This is a genomic window from Cellulosimicrobium sp. 22598 (genome assembly GCF_052044445.1).
Taxonomy (GTDB): Bacteria; Actinomycetota; Actinomycetes; order Actinomycetales; family Cellulomonadaceae; genus Cellulosimicrobium; species Cellulosimicrobium cellulans_G.
Genome location: NZ_JBQEMZ010000006.1, coordinates 171,604 through 191,235 on the forward strand (window position 1 = coordinate 171,604; position 19,632 = coordinate 191,235).

The 19,632-nt window shown below is 73.0% G+C and carries 18 protein-coding genes; 7 read left to right on the plus strand and 11 right to left on the minus strand.

Going from position 1 to position 19,632, the window contains the following annotated elements; all coding sequences use genetic code 11:
• The first annotated feature begins 39 nt into the window (after positions 1–39).
• The 6 genes from ACTJIY_RS08665 to ACTJIY_RS08690 all read left to right on the plus strand — a co-directional run bounded on the left by ACTJIY_RS08665 (position 40) and on the right by ACTJIY_RS08690 (position 8,002).
• Positions 40–1,272 (plus strand): ROK family protein, encoded by a 1,233-nt coding sequence (locus ACTJIY_RS08665; RefSeq protein WP_440674152.1) that lies wholly within the window; start codon positions 40–42, stop codon positions 1,270–1,272.
• A complete protein-coding gene (locus ACTJIY_RS08670) occupies positions 1,272–2,255 on the plus strand; it encodes a carbohydrate ABC transporter permease (RefSeq protein ID WP_440674151.1) in 984 nt (327 codons plus the stop codon). Before ACTJIY_RS08665 ends, ACTJIY_RS08670 begins: the two co-directional genes overlap by 1 nt.
• Entirely contained in the window at positions 2,248–3,144 is an 897-nt protein-coding gene (locus ACTJIY_RS08675; RefSeq protein ID WP_440674150.1) for a carbohydrate ABC transporter permease, read from the plus strand. The genes ACTJIY_RS08670 and ACTJIY_RS08675 overlap by 8 nt, the downstream gene beginning before the upstream one ends.
• A 43-nt stretch (positions 3,145–3,187) precedes the next feature.
• Entirely contained in the window at positions 3,188–4,453 is a 1,266-nt protein-coding gene (locus tag ACTJIY_RS08680; protein WP_353706758.1) for an ABC transporter substrate-binding protein, read from the plus strand.
• A gap of 88 nt (positions 4,454–4,541) precedes the next feature.
• Positions 4,542–5,735: a glycoside hydrolase family 15 protein gene (locus ACTJIY_RS08685; protein WP_353708129.1), complete on the plus strand. Its 1,194-nt coding sequence runs from the start codon at positions 4,542–4,544 to the stop codon at positions 5,733–5,735.
• Positions 5,732–8,002 (plus strand): glycoside hydrolase family 31 protein, encoded by a 2,271-nt coding sequence (locus tag ACTJIY_RS08690; protein ID WP_440674962.1) that lies wholly within the window; start codon positions 5,732–5,734, stop codon positions 8,000–8,002. The genes ACTJIY_RS08685 and ACTJIY_RS08690 overlap by 4 nt, the downstream gene beginning before the upstream one ends.
• Before the next feature lie 89 nt (positions 8,003–8,091).
• Here the strand turns inward: ACTJIY_RS08690 and ACTJIY_RS08695 are convergent, their stop codons facing one another.
• The 10 genes from ACTJIY_RS08695 to rpsB form a co-directional block, all read right to left on the minus strand.
• Entirely contained in the window at positions 8,092–9,402 is a 1,311-nt protein-coding gene (locus tag ACTJIY_RS08695; protein ID WP_253051289.1) for a M50 family metallopeptidase, read from the minus strand.
• Between the two features lie 55 nt (positions 9,403–9,457).
• On the minus strand, positions 9,458–10,657 hold the full coding sequence (gene dxr / locus ACTJIY_RS08700) for a 1-deoxy-D-xylulose-5-phosphate reductoisomerase (protein ID WP_440674961.1): 1,200 nt from the start codon (positions 10,655–10,657) through the stop codon (positions 9,458–9,460).
• Between the two features lie 55 nt (positions 10,658–10,712).
• Positions 10,713–11,474 (minus strand): class I SAM-dependent methyltransferase, encoded by a 762-nt coding sequence (locus ACTJIY_RS08705; RefSeq protein ID WP_253051287.1) that lies wholly within the window; start codon positions 11,472–11,474, stop codon positions 10,713–10,715.
• Positions 11,475–11,497: 23 nt separating this feature from the next.
• Complete coding sequence (locus ACTJIY_RS08710) at positions 11,498–12,049, minus strand: DivIVA domain-containing protein (protein ID WP_253051286.1); 552 nt, start codon at positions 12,047–12,049, stop codon at positions 11,498–11,500.
• Positions 12,046–13,137, minus strand: coding sequence for a 23S rRNA (adenine(2503)-C(2))-methyltransferase RlmN (gene rlmN / locus ACTJIY_RS08715; protein WP_253051465.1), 1,092 nt, complete (start codon positions 13,135–13,137; stop codon positions 12,046–12,048). The genes ACTJIY_RS08710 and rlmN overlap by 4 nt, the downstream gene beginning before the upstream one ends.
• Positions 13,138–13,261: 124 nt before the next feature.
• Positions 13,262–14,119 carry a phosphatidate cytidylyltransferase gene (locus tag ACTJIY_RS08720; RefSeq protein WP_440674960.1) on the minus strand — a complete coding sequence of 286 codons (858 nt, stop codon included), beginning with the start codon at positions 14,117–14,119 and terminating at the stop codon, positions 13,262–13,264.
• A 32-nt stretch (positions 14,120–14,151) separates the two neighbouring features.
• Positions 14,152–14,709 (minus strand): ribosome recycling factor, encoded by a 558-nt coding sequence (gene frr / locus ACTJIY_RS08725; RefSeq protein WP_440674959.1) that lies wholly within the window; start codon positions 14,707–14,709, stop codon positions 14,152–14,154.
• Positions 14,710–14,755: 46 nt separating this feature from the next.
• Positions 14,756–15,511 (minus strand): UMP kinase, encoded by a 756-nt coding sequence (gene pyrH / locus ACTJIY_RS08730; RefSeq protein WP_253051283.1) that lies wholly within the window; start codon positions 15,509–15,511, stop codon positions 14,756–14,758.
• 163 nt (positions 15,512–15,674) lie between these two features.
• Positions 15,675–16,514 carry a translation elongation factor Ts gene (gene tsf / locus ACTJIY_RS08735; protein WP_253051282.1) on the minus strand — a complete coding sequence of 280 codons (840 nt, stop codon included), beginning with the start codon at positions 16,512–16,514 and terminating at the stop codon, positions 15,675–15,677.
• Positions 16,515–16,682: 168 nt separating this feature from the next.
• Positions 16,683–17,666, minus strand: a complete 984-nt coding sequence (gene rpsB, locus ACTJIY_RS08740) for a 30S ribosomal protein S2 (protein ID WP_253051281.1) — start codon at positions 17,664–17,666, stop codon at positions 16,683–16,685.
• Between the two features lie 433 nt (positions 17,667–18,099).
• Here rpsB and ACTJIY_RS08745 point away from each other — a divergent pair, with 433 nt between their 5' ends.
• A complete protein-coding gene (locus ACTJIY_RS08745) occupies positions 18,100–18,678 on the plus strand; it encodes a M23 family metallopeptidase (protein WP_253051280.1) in 579 nt (192 codons plus the stop codon).
• A 25-nt stretch (positions 18,679–18,703) separates the two neighbouring features.
• On the opposite strand, the gene ACTJIY_RS08750 is transcribed toward ACTJIY_RS08745, so the two are convergent.
• Entirely contained in the window at positions 18,704–19,612 is a 909-nt protein-coding gene (locus tag ACTJIY_RS08750) for a tyrosine recombinase XerC (protein ID WP_440674964.1), read from the minus strand.
• Between the last annotated feature and the right edge of the window lie 20 nt (positions 19,613–19,632).

The following is a 19,632-nucleotide window of genomic DNA, read 5'->3' on the forward strand; positions in this document are numbered from 1 at the left end:
GTTTGCCTCTAAAGTTATTGCGAAACAAAGGAGTTCCGGATGCGCCAGACCCCGAACCGGGGAGACCTGAGCGGAGCCGCCACGCTGGCGCTGGTCGGCTCACGCGGCCCCCGCAGCCGGGCGGCGATCGCTCGGGAGCTGGGCGTCAGCCCCGCGACCGTCACACAGGTGACCAAGGACCTCGTCGACCGGGGCCTCCTCGTCGAGCTGGAGACCGTGCCCAGCACGGGCGGACGGCCCGGGCGCCTTCTCGGCCTCGCCGACGGGCCGGCGCCACGGGCGATCGGCGCGAAGGTCACCGCGGACCACGTCGCGATCGTCTCGGTCGGCTTCGACGGCAGCACCTTCGACCAGTCCTCCCACCCCTTCGACCCGGCGAGTCCCGACGCCCTCGACACGCTCGGCCGCCTCCTGCGCGAGACCGTCGACGCGCAGGAAGGTCCCGTCCTCGGCGCGGGCGTCGGTCTTCCCGGCTCGGTCGACTCCCAGGCCTCGGGCGTCGTGGTCGCGCCCACGCTCGGCTGGAACGGCGTGCCGGTGGGCGCGTCCCTGCGCCGCGCGCTCGACCTGCCCGTCCTCGTCGAGAACGACGTCAACACCCTCGCGGTGGCCGAGCAGCTCTACGGCGTCGGTCGCGACCACAGCTCCTTCCTCGTCCTGACGATCGGGCGCGGCATCGGCTCGGGTCTCGTCGTCGACGGCACGATCCGGCGCGGCGCGGCCGGTGGGGCGGGCGAGATCGGCCACTTCCCGGTCCACGACGACGGGCCGCCCTGCACGTGCGGCAACGTCGGCTGCCTCGAGTCCTTCATCGGAGACGACGCGTTGCGCGCTCGGGCCGTCACCGCCGGGATCCTGCGCCCCGGCGAGACCGTCGCGGACCTGGCGGTCCGGGCCGAGGCGGGCGACCCAGCGGCCCGCGACCTCTACCGCGACGCCGGTCGCCTGCTCGGGCGCACCCTCGCCGGTGTCGTGCATCTCCTCGACCCCGAGCTCGTGATCCTCCTCGGCGAAGGCATCGGCGCCTGGGCGCACTGGCGGAGCGGGTTCGACGCGGCCTTCCGCGCGCACCTGCTGCCCTCGCGTCGCGCCATGCCGTTCGTCGTCGAGCCGTGGGCCGACGACAAGTGGGCGCTCGGTGCCGCAGCCCTCGTCCTCGCGACGCCCTTCGACGCCGCGGGCGCCTCGGGCGAGCAGGGCCGTCTCGTCGTGGCCCGCCTGCACTCCGACGTCGGTGCCGAGCCGACCCCGACCGCCGCGAGGAGGGCGTGATGACCGTCCCGGCCACCGCACCGCCACGACCCGCAGCCGAGGGCGGCACCGCACCCCGTCGCCGCCGTCGCACCTCCGCGGGATCGCGGTGGCGCAACCGCGGGTGGGTCGCGTTCTTCCTGCTCCCGAGCGCCGTCCCGCTCGCGCTCTTCACCCTCGCACCCATGGTCAGCTCGCTGTGGGTCAGCCTGCACGACTGGAACCTCGTCTCCCCCATGGAGTGGGTCGGGCTCGACAACTACGCCGACCTGCTCACGTCGGGCGACACCTGGCGGGTCCTCGGGAACACGCTGTTCTACATCGTGGGCTACCTGCCGCTCGTGTACGTCGGCGGTCTCGGTCTGGCCATGCTCCTCAACCGGGCGTTCAAGGGCCGCACGATCTTCCGCGCGGCGTACTTCCTTCCCGTCATCACGAGCTGGGTCGTCGTCGCCCTCGTGTGGCAGTGGCTGCTGAACCCCTCGAACGGGCTCGTGAACCAGCTCATCGAGCCCGCCCTCACCGGGATCAACGGGATCCTCGGCACCGAGCTGACGCCCCCCGGCTGGTGGACGGACCCGCAGTGGGCCATGCCGTCGGTCATCCTCGCCTCGGCGTGGAAGGACCTCGGTTTCGTCATGGTCATCCTGCTCGCAGGGCTGCAGTCGATCCCCGGGGAGGTCCTGGAGGCCGCCCGGGTCGACGGCGCGGGCGGTTGGAAGCGCTTCTGGCACATCACCCTCCCGCTGTTGTCCCCGTCGACCTTCTTCGTGGTCGTCATCTCGCTCATCAACGGCTTCCAGGTCTTCGACCAGGTGTACGTGATGACCGACGGCGGGCCGTCCGGTGCCAGCCAGGTCGTCGTCGGCCAGATCTACGACCTGACGTTCCGGTACGGCCGGGCGGGTGACGCGTCCGCCCTGTCCTGGATCCTCTTCGTCCTGATCCTCATCGTCACCGCGCTCCAGATGCGCGGTCAGCGCAGGTGGGTGAACCATGCCTGAGACCCTCGTCCCGACCGCCGTCACGAGTCCCGCCTCACCGGCTCGCGCGAGGCCACGTCAGCCCCGGCGCAACGCGCGCCAGGTCCTCGGCCGGGTCGGCCTCTACCTGTCCGTCGTCGTCGGCGCGGTCCTCATGCTGCTTCCGTTCCTGTGGACCGTCATCACGTCGATCACGCCCAGCGGCTCCCTGTCGGGTGGCCCGTCGCTGATCGTCGAGGACCCGACGCTCGACGCGTACCGAACCCTCATGGCGTCCATGCCGATCTGGCGGATCATCGCGAACTCGTTCGGGGTCGCGGTCGTCGCGACCCTGCTCCAGATGATCACCGGCTCCATGGCGGCCTACGGGTTCAGCCGCCTGCACTTCAAGGGCAAGCCCATCCTGTTCGCGGCGTACCTCGCGACGCTCATGATCCCGCTCCAGGTCCTCGTGGTGCCGCTGTTCATCCAGATGAGCCGGCTCAACCTCAACGACACCTACTTCGCGCTCCTCGCGCCCACGATCGCGTCCGCGTTCGGCATCTTCCTGCTCCGCCAGGCCGTCGACGGCGTGCCGCGCGAGCTCGACGAGGCCGCGACGCTCGACGGCGCCGGGCACCTGCGGATCTTCGGGCAGATCGTCCTGCCGCTCGTGAAGCCCGCGCTCGCGACCCTCGCGGTGTTCGCGTTCATGGGCTCCTGGAACAGCTTCCTGTGGCCGCTGGTCGTCATCCGCTCGCCCGAGCTGATGACCCTCCCCCTGGGCCTGTCCACGCTCCAGGGCCAGTTCACGACCCAGTGGGACGTCGTCATGGCCGGCTCGGTCGTCTCGATCCTGCCCATCGCGGTCGTCTACATGTTCGCCCAGCGCCACATCATCGCCGGGATGTCCCACACCGGGCTCAAGTAGACCCCGACCCACAGCACGCACCCGCACCGAAAGGAGAGGTCTCATGGCCTCACGCTTCACCCAGCGCACCGCTGCGCTCGTCCCCCTCGCCCTCATCTGCGTCACGGCCCTCACGGCCTGCGCCCAGGGTTCCGCCACGACGACCGCGGGCGAGGACGGAAAGACCGTCGTGCGCTACATGAACTTCACGTCCAACGACGGGCACGAGCAGGACCTCGACACCATCGTCGCGGCATACGAGAAGGACAACCCCGAGGTCGACGTCCAGGTCGAGACGATCCCCTTCGCGGACTACTTCACCAAGCTGCAGACCGCGTTCGCGGGCCAGACCGTCGCGGACGTCGTGGACCTCAACTACGAGAACTTCGTGTCCTACGCCGAGTCGGGCGCCCTCGCACCGCTCGAGGACGTCGACGCCTCGGCGTACAAGGACACCCTCCTGGAGTCCTTCGCGCTCGACGGCACGCAGTACGGCCTTCCGTCGTCGTACTCGAACGTCGTCATGTACTACAACACGTCGCTCTTCGACGCCGCGGGCCTCGACTACCCCACCGCCGACTGGACCTGGGAGGACGAGCAGGCCGCGGCCACCGCGCTCACCGACGTCGCGGCAGGCGTGTACGGCGACTTCCAACCCGTCACGTTCCACGAGTTCTACAAGGTGCTGGACCAGGCAGGCGGCCAGTTCTTCACCGAGGACGGCACGGCCACGGCGTTCGACAGCCCCGAGGGCATCAAGGCCGCGACCTGGCTCGTGACCAAGCCCGGTACGGTCATGCCGACCGAGGCCGACGGGTCCAGCACCCCCGACTACGACAAGGACCTGTTCTCTGCGGGCAAGCTCGGCATGTGGCACTCGGGCATCTGGATGTTCGACGCCCTGTCCCAGGTCGAGGGACTCGAGTGGGACATCGTCGTCGAGCCCGGTGACGTCGACAAGGCTTCGGCCCTGTTCACCAACGGTGTCGCCGTGACTGCCGCCTCGAAGCAGAAGGAGGCCGCGCAGGACTTCGCCGAGTTCCTCACGTCGTCGCCGACCGCGATCGACACCCGTCTCGCGAGCTCGTGGGAGCTGCCGCCCGTCGCCGACGAGGAGGACCTCGCCCCGTACCTGGAGCAGACGCCGCCCGCGAACCGTCAGGCCGTGATCGACTCGCTCGACTCCGTCGCGCTCCCGCCCGTGACCGCCTCGCAGCAGGAGATGCAGGACGCGATCAACGAGGAGCTGTCGAACGCGGCCGCGGGCCGCAAGACGGTCGAGCAGGCCGTCGCCGACGCCGCCTCGCGCGTCGACGCACTGCTCGGCTGACCTCACCCAGCCGGCGGGTCGTGGTGCCCCCTGCACCACGACCCGCCACCCCCGGATCCACCCACCCTCACCACCCAGGACGACATCCATGAGCATCGCCCTTCCCGCGACGACCGACGACCTCGACCACCTGCGCGACCTGGCGCACGTCAGCGCGGAGGTGATCTCACAGCACCAGGACGTCGGCGGCGCCTACCCCGCCTCGCCGACGTTCAGCGCCTACCAGGGCTACGCGTGGTTCCGTGACGGGTCGTTCGTCGCCGAGGGGATGTCCCGCTACGGCGACGTCGAGTCCGTCGACCGCTTCCACCGGTGGGCCGTGGGCGTCCTGACGTCCCGCGGCGAGCACGTCGCGGCACTGCTCGCTCGGGCCGAGGCCGGGGAGGAGCTGCCGCTGACGGACATGCTGCCCACGCGGTTCCGGCTCGACGGATCCGACGGTCAGGACCCCTGGTGGGACTTCCAGACCGACGGGTACGGCATGTGGCTGTGGCAGCTCGTGACGCACGCGGAGCGTCACGGCCGCCCTCTCGACGCCTACCGCGACGCCGTACGGATCGCGGTCGACTACCTCTTCGCGACGTGGCGCCTCCCCTGCTACGACTGGTGGGAGGAGCACGTCGAGGAGCGCCACCCCTCGACCCTGGCCCCGGTCCGCGCGGGCCTCATGGCCGTCGCGGGCGCCCGGTCGGCCGACGGCTCCCCCCTCCTCGACGACGCGCGCTCGATGCGCGCCCTCCGGATCGCCGAGGAGATCGTCGCGCTCGTGCACGCCGAGGGCATGACGTCGGGCCGCGCGAGCGACCCCGACGCTCCGCACCTCGCGAAGTGGTTCGGTTCGGGCGCGGTCGACGCGTCGCTCGCCGCGTGCGTCGTCCCGTTCGGCCTCGTCGAGCCCGGATCACCCGTCGCGGAGGCCACGCTCGACGCCGTCGCGCGCGACCTCGACGTGGACGGCGGCGTGCACCGCTTCCGCGCCGACGTGTTCTACGGGGGCGGCCAGTGGCTCCTGCTGTCGGCCCTGCTCGGCTGGAACCACGCGCGCGCCGGTCGGACCGACGAGGCGTGGCGCCACCTGCGGTGGATCGCCTCCCAGGCCGAACCCGACGGGCAGATGCCCGAGCAGGTCCCCGACCACCTCCTGCACGCCGACTCGCGCGACGAGTGGATCGAGAAGTGGGGGCCCGTGGCCCTGCCCCTGCTCTGGTCCCACGGCATGTACCTGATCCTGGCCGACGAGCTCGGCCTCTTGACCGACACGACGACGGAGCAGCACCCATGACGACCCTGATCCACCGCCCGGCCGGCATCGGCCACCCCTACGCCGCGTCGGCCGACCAGCGCGTGCCCGTACGCCCGCACGCCGGCAGTGCCGTCAGCCTGGGCGTCGTCGTCGAGAACGCCCCCGCCGACGTCGCCGTCACGTGCGAGTGGGACGACGGCGAGCAGGTCACGAGTCTCGGCGTCGCGCCCGGCTCTGTCTCGCCGGCCGACGCGGCGGCCCTCGCGGGCGGCGACGGCCACCTCGCCGCGGCGCAGGCGGGCCAGCTCGCCGCCGACGGCGCCTGGCACGCCACCAGCCCCGTCCTCGACGCCGGGCGCCGCTACCGCTACCGCTTCACGGCCGACGGCGTGAGCACCGAGTGGTTCGAGGTCAGCGCGGGCGCGTGGACCTCGACCGCCCCCGCCGGTTCCCGCGGCGTGACCGTGGGCGGGGTCCCCGCCGACGAGCACCCCCTCGTCGTCCCCGGCTCGGTCGAGTGGTGGGTCGACCAGGACCGCGCGCACCGCGTGCGCCTCGCGTTCCGCCTCGCCGACTCCGAGCACGTCGTCGGCTTCGGCGAGCGCTTCGACGCGGTCGACCAGCGCGGCAAGCGCCTCGACGCCGTCGTGTTCGAGCAGTACAAGTCGCAGGGCGCGACGGGCCGCACCTACCTGCCCATGCCGTTCGCGCACGTCGTCGGCGGTGAGGGCTGGGGCTTCCACGTCCGCACCTCGCGCCGCACCTGGTACGACGTCGCCGCCACGGCGCCCGATCGTCTCGTGATCGAGGCCGCGCTCGGGGACGACGCGGCGCTCGACGTCGGCGTCTACGAGGGCGACCCGACCGCGGTCCTCAAGGCGTTCGGCGACGAGGTCGGTCGCGCCGAGGAGCTCCCTGAGTGGGTCCTGCGTCTGTGGGCCTCCGGCAACGAGTGGAACACCCAGCAGCTCGTCATGAGCCAGATGGACGCGCACCGTGATCTCGACATCCCCGTGGGCGTGGTCGTCATCGAAGCGTGGAGCGACGAGGAGGGCATCACGATCTTCCGCGACGCCCGGTACGCGGTCCATGCCGACGGCGCACCACACTCCGCGGACGACTTCACCTACCCGGCCGACGGCGCGTGGCCCGACCCTCAGGGCATGATCGACGAGCTTCACGCGCGCGGCGTCAAGGTCGTCCTGTGGCAGATCCCGCTCCTCAAGACCGAGCACGACCTCGGCCCCGACGTGCCGCACGACGCGCAGGTCCTCGCCGACGGCCGTGCCATGGTCGCGGCCGGGCACGCCGTCCGCGAGGCCGACGGCAGCGCGTACCACAACCGCGGGTGGTGGTTCCCGCAGTCCCTCATGGCCGACCTGTCGACTCCCGAGGGCCGCGAGTGGTGGACCGCGCGGCGGCAGTACCTCGTCGGCGAGCTCGACGTCGACGGCTTCAAGACCGATGGCGGCGAGCACGCCTGGGGCGACGAGCTCCGATACGGCGACGGGCGCCGCGGCGACGAGGGCAACAACATGTACCCCGTCCACTACGCGCGCGCGTTCGGCGACCTGCTGCGCAAGAACGGCAAGGCACCCGTGACGTTCTCCCGCGCCGGGTTCACCGGCTCGCAGGCGCACGGCCTGCACTGGGCGGGCGACGAGAACTCCACGTGGGAGGCGTTCCGCTGGTCCATGACCGCGGGCATCACCGCCTCGGCGTGCGGCATCGTCTACTGGGGCTGGGACCTCGCCGGGTTCTCCGGCCCCGTGCCGGGCTCCGAGCTGTACCTGCGCGGCGTCGCGGCCGCGACGTTCACCCCCGTCATGCAGTACCACTCCGAGTTCAACCACCACCGGCGGCCGCTGCGCGACCGCACACCGTGGTACGTCGCGGAGACGAACGACGACCCGGAGGTCGTCGACGTGTTCCGCGCCTACGCCCAGCTCCGCGAGCGGCTCGTGCCCTACGTCGCCGAGCAGGCGCGCCGCTCGATCGCCACGGGCGCGCCGCTCATGCGCGGCCTGTTCGTCGACCACGCGCACGACGAGAACGTGTGGGCGCACGCGGACGAGTTCCAGCTCGGGGACGACCTCCTCGTGCACCCGGTGACGCAGGAGGGAGCCACGTCGTGGAGCACGTATCTCCCGGCCGGCGACTGGGTGGACGCGTGGACGGGGCGACCCGCCACGGGTGAGCGACGCGGCCCGGGCCAGGTCGTCACCCGTCCGGTGCCGCGCGACGTCATCCCCGTGTACGTCCGCACCGACGCGTGGGAGCGCCTCGCGCCGGTGTTCCAGGCGTAGCGCGGCTCCGGCGTAGCGGTCAGCAAGACGTCGCGCAAGAGGACGGGCCCGGGACCCGCAGAGGCGTGGTCCCGGGCCCGTCCGTGCGCTCAGGTCAGGCGGACGGGGTCGATGATGTCGGCGAGGATGAGGAGGGCGCCGACGCCGACGAGGACGACGAACATGACGTACGCGACGGGCATCATGCGGGCGAGGTCCGCCGGGCCGGGGCGCGGGAGGCCGCGGACCCGGGCGACCGTGCGCTTGGCCCCCTCGTAGAGGGCGTTGACGACGTGCCCGCCGTCGAGCGGCAGCAGCGGGATGAGGTTGAAGACGAACAGGGCCACGTTGAGCGCGGCGAGCAGCATGAGCATCGTGACGACGCGGTCGAGGACCGGGCTCTCGGCACCTGCCACGTCCACCGCGACACGGCCGACGCCGACGACGCTCATCACGGAGTCCTGACCGCGGGGCGCGTCGGTGAACGCGGCCTGGGCGGCCTCGTAGACCTTCACGGGCAGGGTGACGATGATCCCCGCCGTGCCGCTCACCTGCTGCCACGTGGCCTCGGCCGCGACGCCGATCCCCGTGGGCTGCCGCTCCACCGTCGGGGTGAAGCCGACGAAGCCGGCGGGCTCGGTCACCGGGTCGCCGGACTCGTCCACGACGGGCGTCCCGTCCTCGGCGACGACCTGGCGCTCCACGTCGACCGGCGTGATGGTGAGGTCGACCTGCTCGCCGTCGCGCTCGACGACGACGGGCGTCGCCTGTCCGGCGGAGCCGCGGATCATCCCCGAGAGCTGGTCCCAGGAGGTGACCTCCGTGCCGTCGAACGACACCACGGTGTCGCCCGGCTCCAGTCCGGCGGCGGCCGCCGGCGACGGGTCGGCCGTGGCCGCGCACTCCTCCTGCTCGGTCGCGACGACCGACGGGACGCACGCGGACACGGACCCGACCGTCGTCGTGACGGCGGGCAGGCCGATGCCGACGCACACGATCGCCATGAGCACGAACGCGATGAGGAGGTTCATGAAGGGGCCGCCGAGCATGACGACGACCTTCTTGGGGGCGGAGAGGTTGTAGAAGGCCCGGTGCTCCTCGCCGGGCCGGATCTCCTCGGTGCTCGCGTCGCGGGCGTCGGCGACGACCTGCGAGAAGAAGCCGTTCCCCCGCGGGCGCGCACCGGCGGGCGCGGGCGGGTACATGCCGACGAGGCGGACGTAGCCGCCGAGCGGGATCGCCTTGAACCCGTACTCGGTCTCGCCCCGGGTGCGCGACCACAGGGTCGGGCCGAACCCGACCATGTACTGGCTCACGCGGACGCCGAACCTCTTGGCGGGCACCATGTGCCCGACCTCGTGCAGCGCGATCGAGACGACGATCCCGACCACGATCACGAGGATGCCGATCAGCGTCGCCATCTGTCCCTCTGCTCCTTCTCGGCCCGGGCGCTCGACGCGACCGGACGCTTGCTCGTCACCGGCGGTCCAGGATCTCGCGCGCGCGGGCGCGCGCCCAGGCCTCGGCCTCCGCCACGTCGTCCAACGTCACGGCGTCCGCGGAGGTTCCGTCGTGCGCCGCGAGCACACGCTCGACGGTCGTCACGATGTCACCGAAACCTGCGCGTCCGCTGAGGAAGGCCGCGACGGCCTCCTCGTTGGCGGCGTTGTAGACCGCCGGGTGGGTCGCGCTCGCCGCGACGGCGGCGCGCGCGAGGCTCACCGCGGGGAACGCGGCGTCGTCGAGGGGCTCGAACGTCCACGACGTCGCGGCCGTCCAGTCGCACGGCGGGGTCACGGGGTCGAGCCGCTCGGGCCACGACAGCCCGAGCGCGATGGGCAGGCGCATGTCCGGGGGCGACGCCTGCGCGATCGTCGAGCCGTCGACGAACTCGACCATCGAGTGCACCACGGACTGCGGGTGGACGACGACCGTGATGTCGTCGGCGGGGACGTCGAACAGCAGGTGCGCCTCGATGAGCTCGAGGCCCTTGTTCATGAGGCTCGCGGAGTTCACGGTGACGACCGGACCCATGGCCCACGTGGGGTGCGCGAGCGCCTGCTCGACCGTCGCCGCCTTGACCGCGTCCGCGTCCCACCCGCGGAAGGGCCCGCCGGAGGCGGTCACGATCAGCCGGCGCACCTCGGCCCGCGTCCCGGACCGCAGGCACTGCGCGATGGCCGAGTGCTCGGAGTCGACGGGCACGATCTGGTCGGAGTGCTGCTGCGCCGCGCGCACCAGGGCACCCCCGGCGACGAGCGACTCCTTGTTCGCGAGGGCCAGCGTGGACCCGGCGCGCAGCGCGGCGAGCGTCGGGCCGAGCCCGACGGAACCCGTGACGCCGTTGAGGACGACGTCGCTCCCCCGGGCGGCGAGCGCAGCGGCGGCGTCGGGCCCGGCGAGCACCTCGGGGACGTCCGCGCGTCCGGCGAAGGCGCGCGCCAGCGCCTCGCCCAGCGCCGTGGCGCGCGACGCGTCGGCGACGCCGACCGCGCGCACGCCCAGCGTCGCGGCCTGGCGCGCGAGCAGCTCCACGTCTCCGCCGCCCGCCGAGAGCGCGTCGACGCGGAACCGGTCGGGGTGGGCCTGGACGACGTCGATCGCCTGCGTGCCGATCGACCCGGTCGAGCCGAGGAGCGTCACGGTGCGGAGGGCGGGGGCGGGTCCGTCGGGCATGGTTCCCATCCTCCCAGGCCGCGGGCGGTGCGTGCGCACGGCGCGTCCCGACGCGTCAGCGCGGGGCCGTCCACTCGAGCGTGTACCGGAAGAAGAGCCGACGGCGCACGCGCACCCCGGGCAGGTGCGCCCGGGCCGTGCGCGCGATCTCGTCGACGGTGTGCCGCGGGTCCCGGACCGGCATGCCCGGGGCGTCCGTCCCGGGATCCCCGGGCCGGGCTCGGCGCGGGTGCTTGACGAGGCCCACGAGGGGGTTGAGGAGCGCCGACGGGACGTCGACCGCGAGGTCGCGCGCCGACACCACGCGCGCGAGGCCGACGACGAGCAGCCGCCCGCCCGGGGCGAGGAGGCTGCGGGCGTGCGCGAGTCCGTCGTCGAGGTCGAGATGGTGCAGCACCGCGACCATCGTCACCGCGTCGTAGCCCCCGCCCACCCGGGCGTCCGGGCCGGTGGGGCGTCCCGGAGGACCGGGCTCGCCGGGTGAGCGGACGTCGTCGGGCGAGCGGACGTCGTCGAACCCGAGCTGCCGGACGGTGACGGCGGGGTCGGCGGCGAGGCGCGCCCGAGCCTGGGCGACCATGCCCGCGTCGGCGTCGATCCCGTGGACCTCGGGAGCCCGGCGGCGCAGCCGGCCGAGCAGCACGCCGGCCCCGCAGCCCACGTCGAGCACGACCCGGGCGCCGCGCGGCACCCGGCGCACGACCCAGCCGTGGAAGTGCTCGTTGTGGTTCCACGGGTGCCGGTCGTTGGCCGCCCTCAGCCACGAGGCGGCGCGGCGCACCAGCGGGTTCGCGGACGTCCGCGGATCGAGGCTCACGCGCGCCGGGTCCTGGGGCGTCGTCACTCGACGCCGAGCAGGACCTCGATGGCGCGGGCGAAGAACGCGTCGACCGGACCCTCCGCGTACCCGTCGCGACCCCGCGCACGGCCGAACGTCGCGGAGCGGATCTCCGCCGCGGTGATCGGCACCTGACGGTCGAAGTAGGCGACGAGCCGGTCGCACAGGTCGTCCACGTCGTCGATGTCGTACGCGGGCTTGCCGCGCTCCGCGAGCGCGAACTTCTCACCGTCCGGGCGGCCCAGGCGGCCGTAGAGCGACCGGGCGCGCTCGGCGAGCGCGTTCATCCAGGCCTGCTGGCCGTGGGCGGCGACGTACTCGGCGCGCTGGCGCGCGATGAACGCACCCTCGAGGCGGTCCAGCGCCGCGTCGACCTCGTGCGTGTCGTATCCCCCACGGACCAGGTCGAAGACCGAGGCCTGGATCTCGGTGCTGGTCAGCCGCTCCTGCACCCGGCCCTCGTACACGTCGCGGGCGTGCTCGAAGAAGTCGTCGACCTCCTCGGGGTCGTACCCGTTCCGGGTCTTGCCGACCGTGGTGAACAGCGAACTCACTCGTCCTCCTCTGCCGCGAGCTGCCCGCAGGCACCGTCGATGTCGCTGCCGCGGGTGTCACGGATCGTCGTCGGGATCCCGTGACCGCGCAATCGTGCCACGAACTCCGCCTCGACGGCAGGGTCGCTGGCCGTCCAGATCGAGCCGGGCGTCGGGTTGAGCGGGATCGGGTTGACGTGCACCCAGCCGCGACCCCGGGCGTTGAGCTTCTCGCCGAGCAGGTCGGCACGCCACGCGTGGTCGTTCATGTCCTTGATGAGCGCGTACTCGATGCTCACGCGCCGTCCGGTGACCTCGAAGTAGTGCCGCGCCGCGTCGAGCGTCTCGTCGACGCTCCACCGCGTGTTGATCGGCACGAGCTCGCTGCGCAGGTCGTCGTCGGGGGCGTGCAGCGACAGCGCGAGCGTCACCGGGATGCCCTCGTCGGCGAGCTTGCGCATCGCCGGGACGAGGCCGACCGTCGACACCGTGATGTTGCGCGCCGACATGCCGAGCCCGTCCGGGGCCGGCGCCACGAGGCGTCGGACCGTGCCCATGACGGCCTTGTAGTTGGCGAGCGGCTCCCCCATGCCCATGAACACGAGGTTGTTGAGCCGGGTCGGGCCGCCGGGGATCTCCCCGTCCGCGAGCGACCGGGCGGCGGAGCGCACCTGCTCGACGATCTCGGCGACGGAGAGGTTGCGCGTGAGGCCGAGCTGCCCCGTCGCGCAGAACGGGCACGCCATGCCGCAGCCCGCCTGGCTCGACACGCACAGCGTGGAGCGCTGCGGGTACCGCATGAGCACCGACTCGACTTTGGCGCCGTCGAAAAGGTGCCACAGCGTCTTGACGGTCGTCCCGCCGTCGGCCTCCATCCGGCGCGCCGCGGTGAGCAGCGGCGGGAAGAGCGCGTCCGTGAGCACGTCGCGCGTCGCCTTCGGCAGGTCCGTCATCGCCTCGGGGTCGCGCGTGAGGTGCGCGTAGTAGTGCGTCGCGAGCTGCTTGGCGCGGAACGGCTTCTCCCCGAGCTCGACGACGACGTCGCGCACCTCCTCGGGCGCGAGGTCGGCGAAGTGGCGCGGCGGCTTGCCGCGCCGGGGCGCGGTCATGACGAGCGGGAGCGGCTTCGACTCCGCGGACGGGCGGACGGAACGGACGGTCATGAGGAGGTCCAAGCGTGGGGGGTCGTGCGGACGGTTCGCACCGCGGTGCGAGCGGGCTGTCGGACGGCTGTCAGACGGCCAGCGCGAGGAGCACGTACACGAACGGGGCGGTGAGGAGCATGGAGTCGAGCCGGTCCAGGATGCCTCCGTGACCGGGCAGGAGCGACCCCATGTCCTTCAATTCTAGGTCGCGCTTGATCATCGACTCGGCGAGGTCGCCGACCGTCGCCGTGAGCGGGGCGAGGATGCCCAGCGCGACGCCCACGAGCGGGCTCGCCCCGAGGCCCACCACGGCCCCGACCACGCCGACCGCCGTCGCGAGCACGAACGAGCCCGCCAGCCCCTCCCAGGACTTCTTGGGGCTCACGGAGGGGGCCAGCGGGTGGCGCCCGAACAGGACGCCGGCGACGTACCCGCCGACGTCGTTCGCGACGGCGAGCAGGATGAAGATCAGGACCCGCACGCGCCCGTCGGGAGCGGCCAGCATGAGCATCACGAAGCCCGCCATGAACGGCAGGTACGCCGCCGCGAACGTGGCCGCCGCGGCGTCGCGCACCGCCGCCGTCCCCGACCCGTCGATGACCCGCCACACGACCGCGCCCGCGACCGTGAGCATGAAGGAGACGAGCAGGGCCTCGGGCCCCGAGTAGTACGAGGACACGAGGATGCCGACCGTGCCCACGAGGAGCGGGAGGAGCGGGAGGTGCAGCTCGCGGCGCTTGAACGCCTGGGCGAGCTCCCACAGCGCGGCGCCGACCGCCACGGTCGCGAGCAGCACGAAGAACTCGGGCCGGAAGGCGAGGCTCGCCGCGACGAGCGCGAGCAGGCCGAGGCCCACCGCGATCGCCACGGGGAGGTTGCGGCCCGCCTGGGGAGCGCGCGCCGCGGAGGTGCTGTCGCCGGCGGCCGTCGAGGAGGTGTCGGTCATCGGTGCGTGGAAGAGCTCGCCGGACGAGGTGCTCAGACCTCGAGCAGCTCGCTCTCCTTGCCCGCGAGGAGCGCGTCCACCTGGTCCACGTGCGCCTTGGTGAGGGCCTCGAGCTCCTTCTCGGCGCGCCCGACCTCGTCCTCGCCGGCCTCGCCGTCGCGCGCGATGCGGTCCAGCTCCTCCTTGGCGCGACGGCGCACGTTGCGGATCGCGACGCGCGAGTCCTCGGCCTTCGCCTTGGCGAGCTTCACGAAGTCACGGCGGCGCTCCTCCGTGAGGGCGGGCAGCACGACCCGGATGACGTTGCCGTCGTTGGAGGGGTTCACGCCGAGGTCGGAGTCGCGTAGCGACTTCTCGACCGCCGTGATCGAGCTCTTGTCGAACGGGGAGACGAGGATCGTGCGCGCCTCGGTCACCGTGAACGACGCGAGCTGCTGCAGCGGCGTCGACGCGCCGTAGTAGTCGACCGTGATCTTGTTGAACATCGCGGCGTTCGCACGGCCCGTGCGGATCGCGGCGAAGTCCTCCTTGGCCACCTCGACGGCCTTGTCCATCTTCTCCTCGGCCTCGAGGAGGGTCTCGTCGATCACCAGTGCTCCTTCGTCGTTCGTCGGTGGGGTCGTGCGGTGTCCGTCGTCAGTCGGTCGTGACCAGTGTGCCAATATTCTCGCCGACCAGGGCACGCGTGACGTTCCCCGGCTCGCTCATGCCGAAGACGCGCATCCGCACGTCGTTGTCCCGGCACAGGCTCAGCGCCGTCGCGTCCATGACCCCGAGGTCGTTGACGAGCGCGTCGGTGTACGTGAGGTGGTCGAGCTTCGTCGCCGACGGGTCCTTGCGCGGGTCGGCGGTGTAGACGCCGTCCACGCCGTTCTTGCCCATGAGGACCTCCTGGCAGTGCGTCTCGAGGGCGCGCTGCACGGAGACCGTGTCGGTGGAGAAGTAGGGCATGCCGGCGCCGGCGCCGAAGATGACGACGCGGCCCTTCTCGAGGTGGCGGATCGCCCGCAGCGGGATGTACGGCTCGGCGACCTGGCCCATCGTGATGGCGGTCTGCACGCGCGTCTTCACCCCCGCCTGCTCGAGGAAGTCCTGGAGCGCGAGGCAGTTCATGACGGTGCCGAGCATGCCCATGTAGTCGGCACGCGCGCGGTCGAGCCCGCGCTGGGAGAGCTCGGCGCCGCGGAAGAAGTTCCCGCCGCCGACGACGATGGCGACCTGCACGCCCTGGGCGACCGCGTCCGCGATCTCCTGGGCGACGCGCTGGACGACGTCGGGCGCCAGACCGATCTGCCCGCCGCCGAACGTCTCGCCCGACAGCTTGAGGAGCACCCGCCGGTGCTCGGAACCCTCGCGGGGCGTGGTCTGCTCGCCTGCCGTCACTGTCGACACCTGTCCTTCGTCCTGGCCCGGTGGGGTGGGGGGGTGGTCCTGCTCCGCCGTCGTCCCACCCGATGGTGCGGCACGACGCCGGTCGTCGCGCGCCCGGAGCCGGGTGCGCGGTCGGCCCGGTCCCGCCGCCTCGGGGGGCGGCGGGACCGGGCCGACGGGGGCGTCAGGCGCCGACGCGGTACCGCACGAACTCGGTGATGGTGCCACCGACCTCGGAGACGACCTGGCCGACCGTCTTCTTCGGGTCCTTCGCGAGCGGCTGGTCGACGAGGACGACGTCCTTGAAGTAGCCGTTGAGACGACCCTCGACGATCTTCGGCAGCGCGGCCTCGGGCTTGCCCTCGTTGCGCGAGGTCTCCTCGGCGATGCGGCGCTCGTTCTCGACCGTCTCGGCCGGGACCTCGTCGCGCGACAGGTACGTCGGGGACATCGCGGCGACGTGCTGCGCGACGTCCTTCGCGACGGCCTCGCCCGCGGCGTCCGTGGCGACGACGACGCCGATCGACGGCGGCAGGTCACGCGCCGTGCGGTGCAGGTACGCCGTGACGCGCTCGCCGGCGACGCGGGTCACGCGGCGCAGGACGATCTTCTCGCCGAGCGTCGCGGCCTGGTTGTCGATGACCTCCTGGACGGTCTCGCCGTCCGAGTCCGCGGCGAGGGCCGCGTCGGCGTCGCGCGCGCCGGCCTCGGCGGCAGCCTTGAGGACGCGGTCCGCGAGCGAGATGAACGTGTCGTTCTTGGCGACGAAGTCCGTCTCGGAGTTGAGCTCGATGAGCGTCGCGACCTGGCCACCCTCGGTGTCGCGGATGTCGACGGCGATGAGGCCCTCGGAGGTCGAGCGGCCCTCGCGCTTGGCGACGCCCTTCAGACCCTTGACGCGGATGATCTCGAGCGCCTTCTCCGCGTCGCCGTCCGCCTCGTCCAGAGCCTTCTTGACGTCGAGCATGCCGGCGCCGGTGCGCTCGCGCAGGGCCTTGATGTCAGCGGCGGTGTAGTTCGCCATGGTGGTTCCTCACTCGTGGTTCGTCACGGGTTCTTCGTCACGGGTACGTGCTGGGGCACCGTGCCGGTGCCCGGTGCGCCGGTGGGACGGCACGGGGTGGGGGGGGGGGGAACGACGCGACCACCCACTCCCCCCCCCCCCCCCCCCCCCCCCCCCCCCCCCGGGACGTCACTTGGTCTCGTCGGCCTCGGCGTCGGCGACCACGGCCTCCGCGTCGGCGACGGCGGCGACCTCGGCAGCAGCCTCGGCCACGACCTCGGCAGCGGCGTCGCCCGGCTCCTCGGCGGCGACCTCGGCAGCGGCCTCGGCGACCTCCTCGGCCGCGGCGGCCTCGACGTTCGCCTCGGCGGCGGTCTCGTCGGCCGCGAGCTGCTTCTCGGCACCGGCGAGGAGCTCGCGCTCCCACTCGGCCAGCGGCTCGGCCTCGGCGCCCGCCTCGGCCTCGGCACCGGAACGGCCGGAGTGGCGCTGGAGCAGACCCTCGGCGACCGCGTCCGCGATGACGCGCGTGAGCAGCGTCACGGAGCGGATCGCGTCGTCGTTGCCCGGGATCTTGTAGTCCACGACGTCGGGGTCGCAGTTGGTGTCCAGGATCGCGACGATCGGGATGTGGAGCTTGCGCGCCTCGTCGACCGCGAGGTGCTCCTTGTTCGTGTCGACGATCCACACGGCGGAAGGGACCTTCGCCATGTCGCGGATGCCGCCGAGCGTGCGGGCGAGCTTGTCCTTCTCGCGACGCAGGACGAGGAGCTCCTTCTTGGTGAGCGACGAGCCGGCGACGTCGTCGAAGTCGATCTCCTCGAGCTCCTTGAGGCGCTGGAGACGCTTGTGCACCGTGGTGAAGTTGGTGAGCATGCCGCCGAGCCAGCGGTGGTTCACGTAGGGCATCCCGACGCGCGCGGCCTGCTCGGCCACGGGCTCCTGGGCCTGCTTCTTGGTGCCGACGAAGAGGATGGAGCCGCCGTGCGCGACGGTCTCCTTGACGAACTCGTACGCGCGGTCGATGTACGACAGCGACTGCTGGAGGTCGACGATGTAGATGCCGTTGCGCTCCGTGAAGATGAAGCGCTTCATCTTCGGGTTCCAACGGCGGGTCTGGTGCCCGAAGTGGACACCGCTCTCGAGGAGCTGGCGCATGGTCACGACGGCCATGACACGTCCTTTCGCCGTGCGGCCCGGGATCCACCCGGTGCGCGCACGCTTCTGGCGGCCCCTCCCGTGGGACGGACCGCGGTGCGGTTGTCGGTGACGACCCTGGTGGTCGCACCCCTGGCGTCACCCGTGCCGACGCCTGCGACGCACCGTTCGAGCAGGTGCGGGCAGGACCGACGCCGGACGCGGCCCCGCCCGGTCCGGCGGAGCCGGGAGGATGGGCGAGGACGTGACGCGCGAAGTCGACCGGCTCCGTCCTCGGCCGAGGTGATCACCTCGGGCCGGGCACGGCGAACGCGCCGGTCGCAGCGGCAAGTCTACCCGACGGCAGGGCCGACCACAGCCGCCGGTCCCGGGCGCCGTCGCGACCCGCCGTCCACAGGCCGCCGGCTCCCGCCGCCCGGCCACGGCCCGCGTCGGGCACCCTGGCGCGATGGCTCTCGACCGTACCCCTGCGACCGTCCGACGACGTGCGGTCGCCCTCGCGCTGACCGCGCTCCTGCTCGTCCTGGTCCCGGGGGCGACCGCGGCGCCGGGCGGGCTCCTGGTCGCCGCCTCCGCCCCCTCCCCCGGGTGGGTGCCGCCGCTCGACCGCGCTCCGGGCGCGCTCGGCGTGCTCGCGCCGTTCGACCCTCCGCCGCACGACTGGCTGCCCGGCCACCGGGGCGTCGACCTCGCCGCCGCCGCCGGGGAGACCGTCCTCGCCCCCGCACCCGGGGTCGTCACGTTCGCCGGCCCGGTCGCGGGCCGCGACGTGGTGGTCGTCACGCACGACGACGGCCTGCGCACGTCGCTCGAGCCGGTCACCGCCGTGGCACCGCGGGGGACGCGCGTCGCCGCAGGGAGCGTCCTCGGGACCGTGCAAGGACCGGGAGGCGGCGGGGCCATCGCGAGCCACTGCGCGGCCACCTGCGTGCACTGGGGCGTGCGGCGGGGCGAGCGCTACGTCGACCCGCTCGCGCTGCTCGGCGAGCGGCCGCCGATCGTGCTCCTCCCGCTCGGGGAGCCGTGACCGGAAGACCTGCGCGCCCGGAGCCTCAGGCGCGCGGGAAGGCCTGCTCGAACGAGCTGCGGAGCCGCTCGGCCGTCACGTGGGTGTAGCGCTGCGTCGTCGCGAGCGAGGAGTGCCCGAGGATCTCCTGGACGCTGCGCAGGTCCGAGCCGCCCGCGAGGAGGTGCGTCGCGGCGCTGTGCCGCAGGTCGTGCGGAGCGACGTCGTCGACCCCGGCCGCCTGCGCGAGCCGGTGCACCGCGTCGCGCACCTGTCGCTGCCCCCACCGACCGCCCCGGTCCCCGACGAGGAGCGCCGCACCCGACCGCTCCGTCACGAGCGCCGGCCGACCCGCGTCCAGCCAGCGGGTCACGGCCCGCGCCGCCGGGACGCCGAACGGGACGACGCGCTCCTTGTCGCCCTTGCCGAGCACCCGGACGACTCGCTGCGACAGGTCCACGTCGTCCACGTCGATCCCCGCGAGCTCGCCCACGCGGATGCCGGCCCCGTAGAGGAGCTCCGCGGCGGCCCACTCGCGCAGCCGGGCCGGCTCGCCCGACGCGGCCGCCTCCCGCGCGCAGTCGAGCATGCGACCGGCCGCGTCGGCCGTGAGCACGGTCGGCAGGGTGCGCGGGACGCGCGGGCTCGCGAGCCGTGCCGCCGGGTCCGCCGCGACGCGACCGGTCCGCCGCGCCCAGTCGAAGAACGCCCGCGCGGCGGCGCCCCGGCGCGCGAGCGTCGCGCGGGCGAGCCCGCGTTCCGACTGCTCCGTCAGCCATGCGCGCAGGGCGGCGAGGTCGACGTCGCTCGGCGACGCCGCGCCGTGGCGTGCCGCATGACCCAGCAGCGCCTCGACGTCGCCCGTGTACGCGCGCACCGTGTGCGCGGACGAGCCCTGGGCGAGCTCGAGGTGCACGGCGAAGTCCGCGAGCGCCGCGCGCAGGGCCGCCGGCAGCGCGTCGGCCGACGCGGGCG

Coding starts and splice junctions, on each gene's coding strand:
- ACTJIY_RS08665 (WP_440674152.1), top strand. CDS start 40: ATGCGCCAGACCCCGAACCGGGGAGACCTGAGCGGAGCCGCCACGCTG.
- ACTJIY_RS08670 (WP_440674151.1), top strand. CDS start 1,272: ATGACCGTCCCGGCCACCGCACCGCCACGACCCGCAGCCGAGGGCGGC.
- ACTJIY_RS08675 (WP_440674150.1), top strand. CDS start 2,248: ATGCCTGAGACCCTCGTCCCGACCGCCGTCACGAGTCCCGCCTCACCG.
- ACTJIY_RS08680 (WP_353706758.1), top strand. CDS start 3,188: ATGGCCTCACGCTTCACCCAGCGCACCGCTGCGCTCGTCCCCCTCGCC.
- ACTJIY_RS08685 (WP_353708129.1), top strand. CDS start 4,542: ATGAGCATCGCCCTTCCCGCGACGACCGACGACCTCGACCACCTGCGC.
- ACTJIY_RS08690 (WP_440674962.1), top strand. CDS start 5,732: ATGACGACCCTGATCCACCGCCCGGCCGGCATCGGCCACCCCTACGCC.
- ACTJIY_RS08695 (WP_253051289.1), bottom strand. CDS start 9,402: ATGGCGACGCTGATCGGCATCCTCGTGATCGTGGTCGGGATCGTCGTC.
- dxr (WP_440674961.1), bottom strand. CDS start 10,657: ATGCCCGACGGACCCGCCCCCGCCCTCCGCACCGTGACGCTCCTCGGC.
- rlmN (WP_253051465.1), bottom strand. CDS start 13,137: ATGACCGCGCCCCGGCGCGGCAAGCCGCCGCGCCACTTCGCCGACCTC.
- ACTJIY_RS08720 (WP_440674960.1), bottom strand. CDS start 14,119: ATGACCGACACCTCCTCGACGGCCGCCGGCGACAGCACCTCCGCGGCG.
- tsf (WP_253051282.1), bottom strand. CDS start 16,514: ATGGCGAACTACACCGCCGCTGACATCAAGGCCCTGCGCGAGCGCACC.
- rpsB (WP_253051281.1), bottom strand. CDS start 17,666: ATGGCCGTCGTGACCATGCGCCAGCTCCTCGAGAGCGGTGTCCACTTC.
- ACTJIY_RS08745 (WP_253051280.1), top strand. CDS start 18,100: ATGGCTCTCGACCGTACCCCTGCGACCGTCCGACGACGTGCGGTCGCC.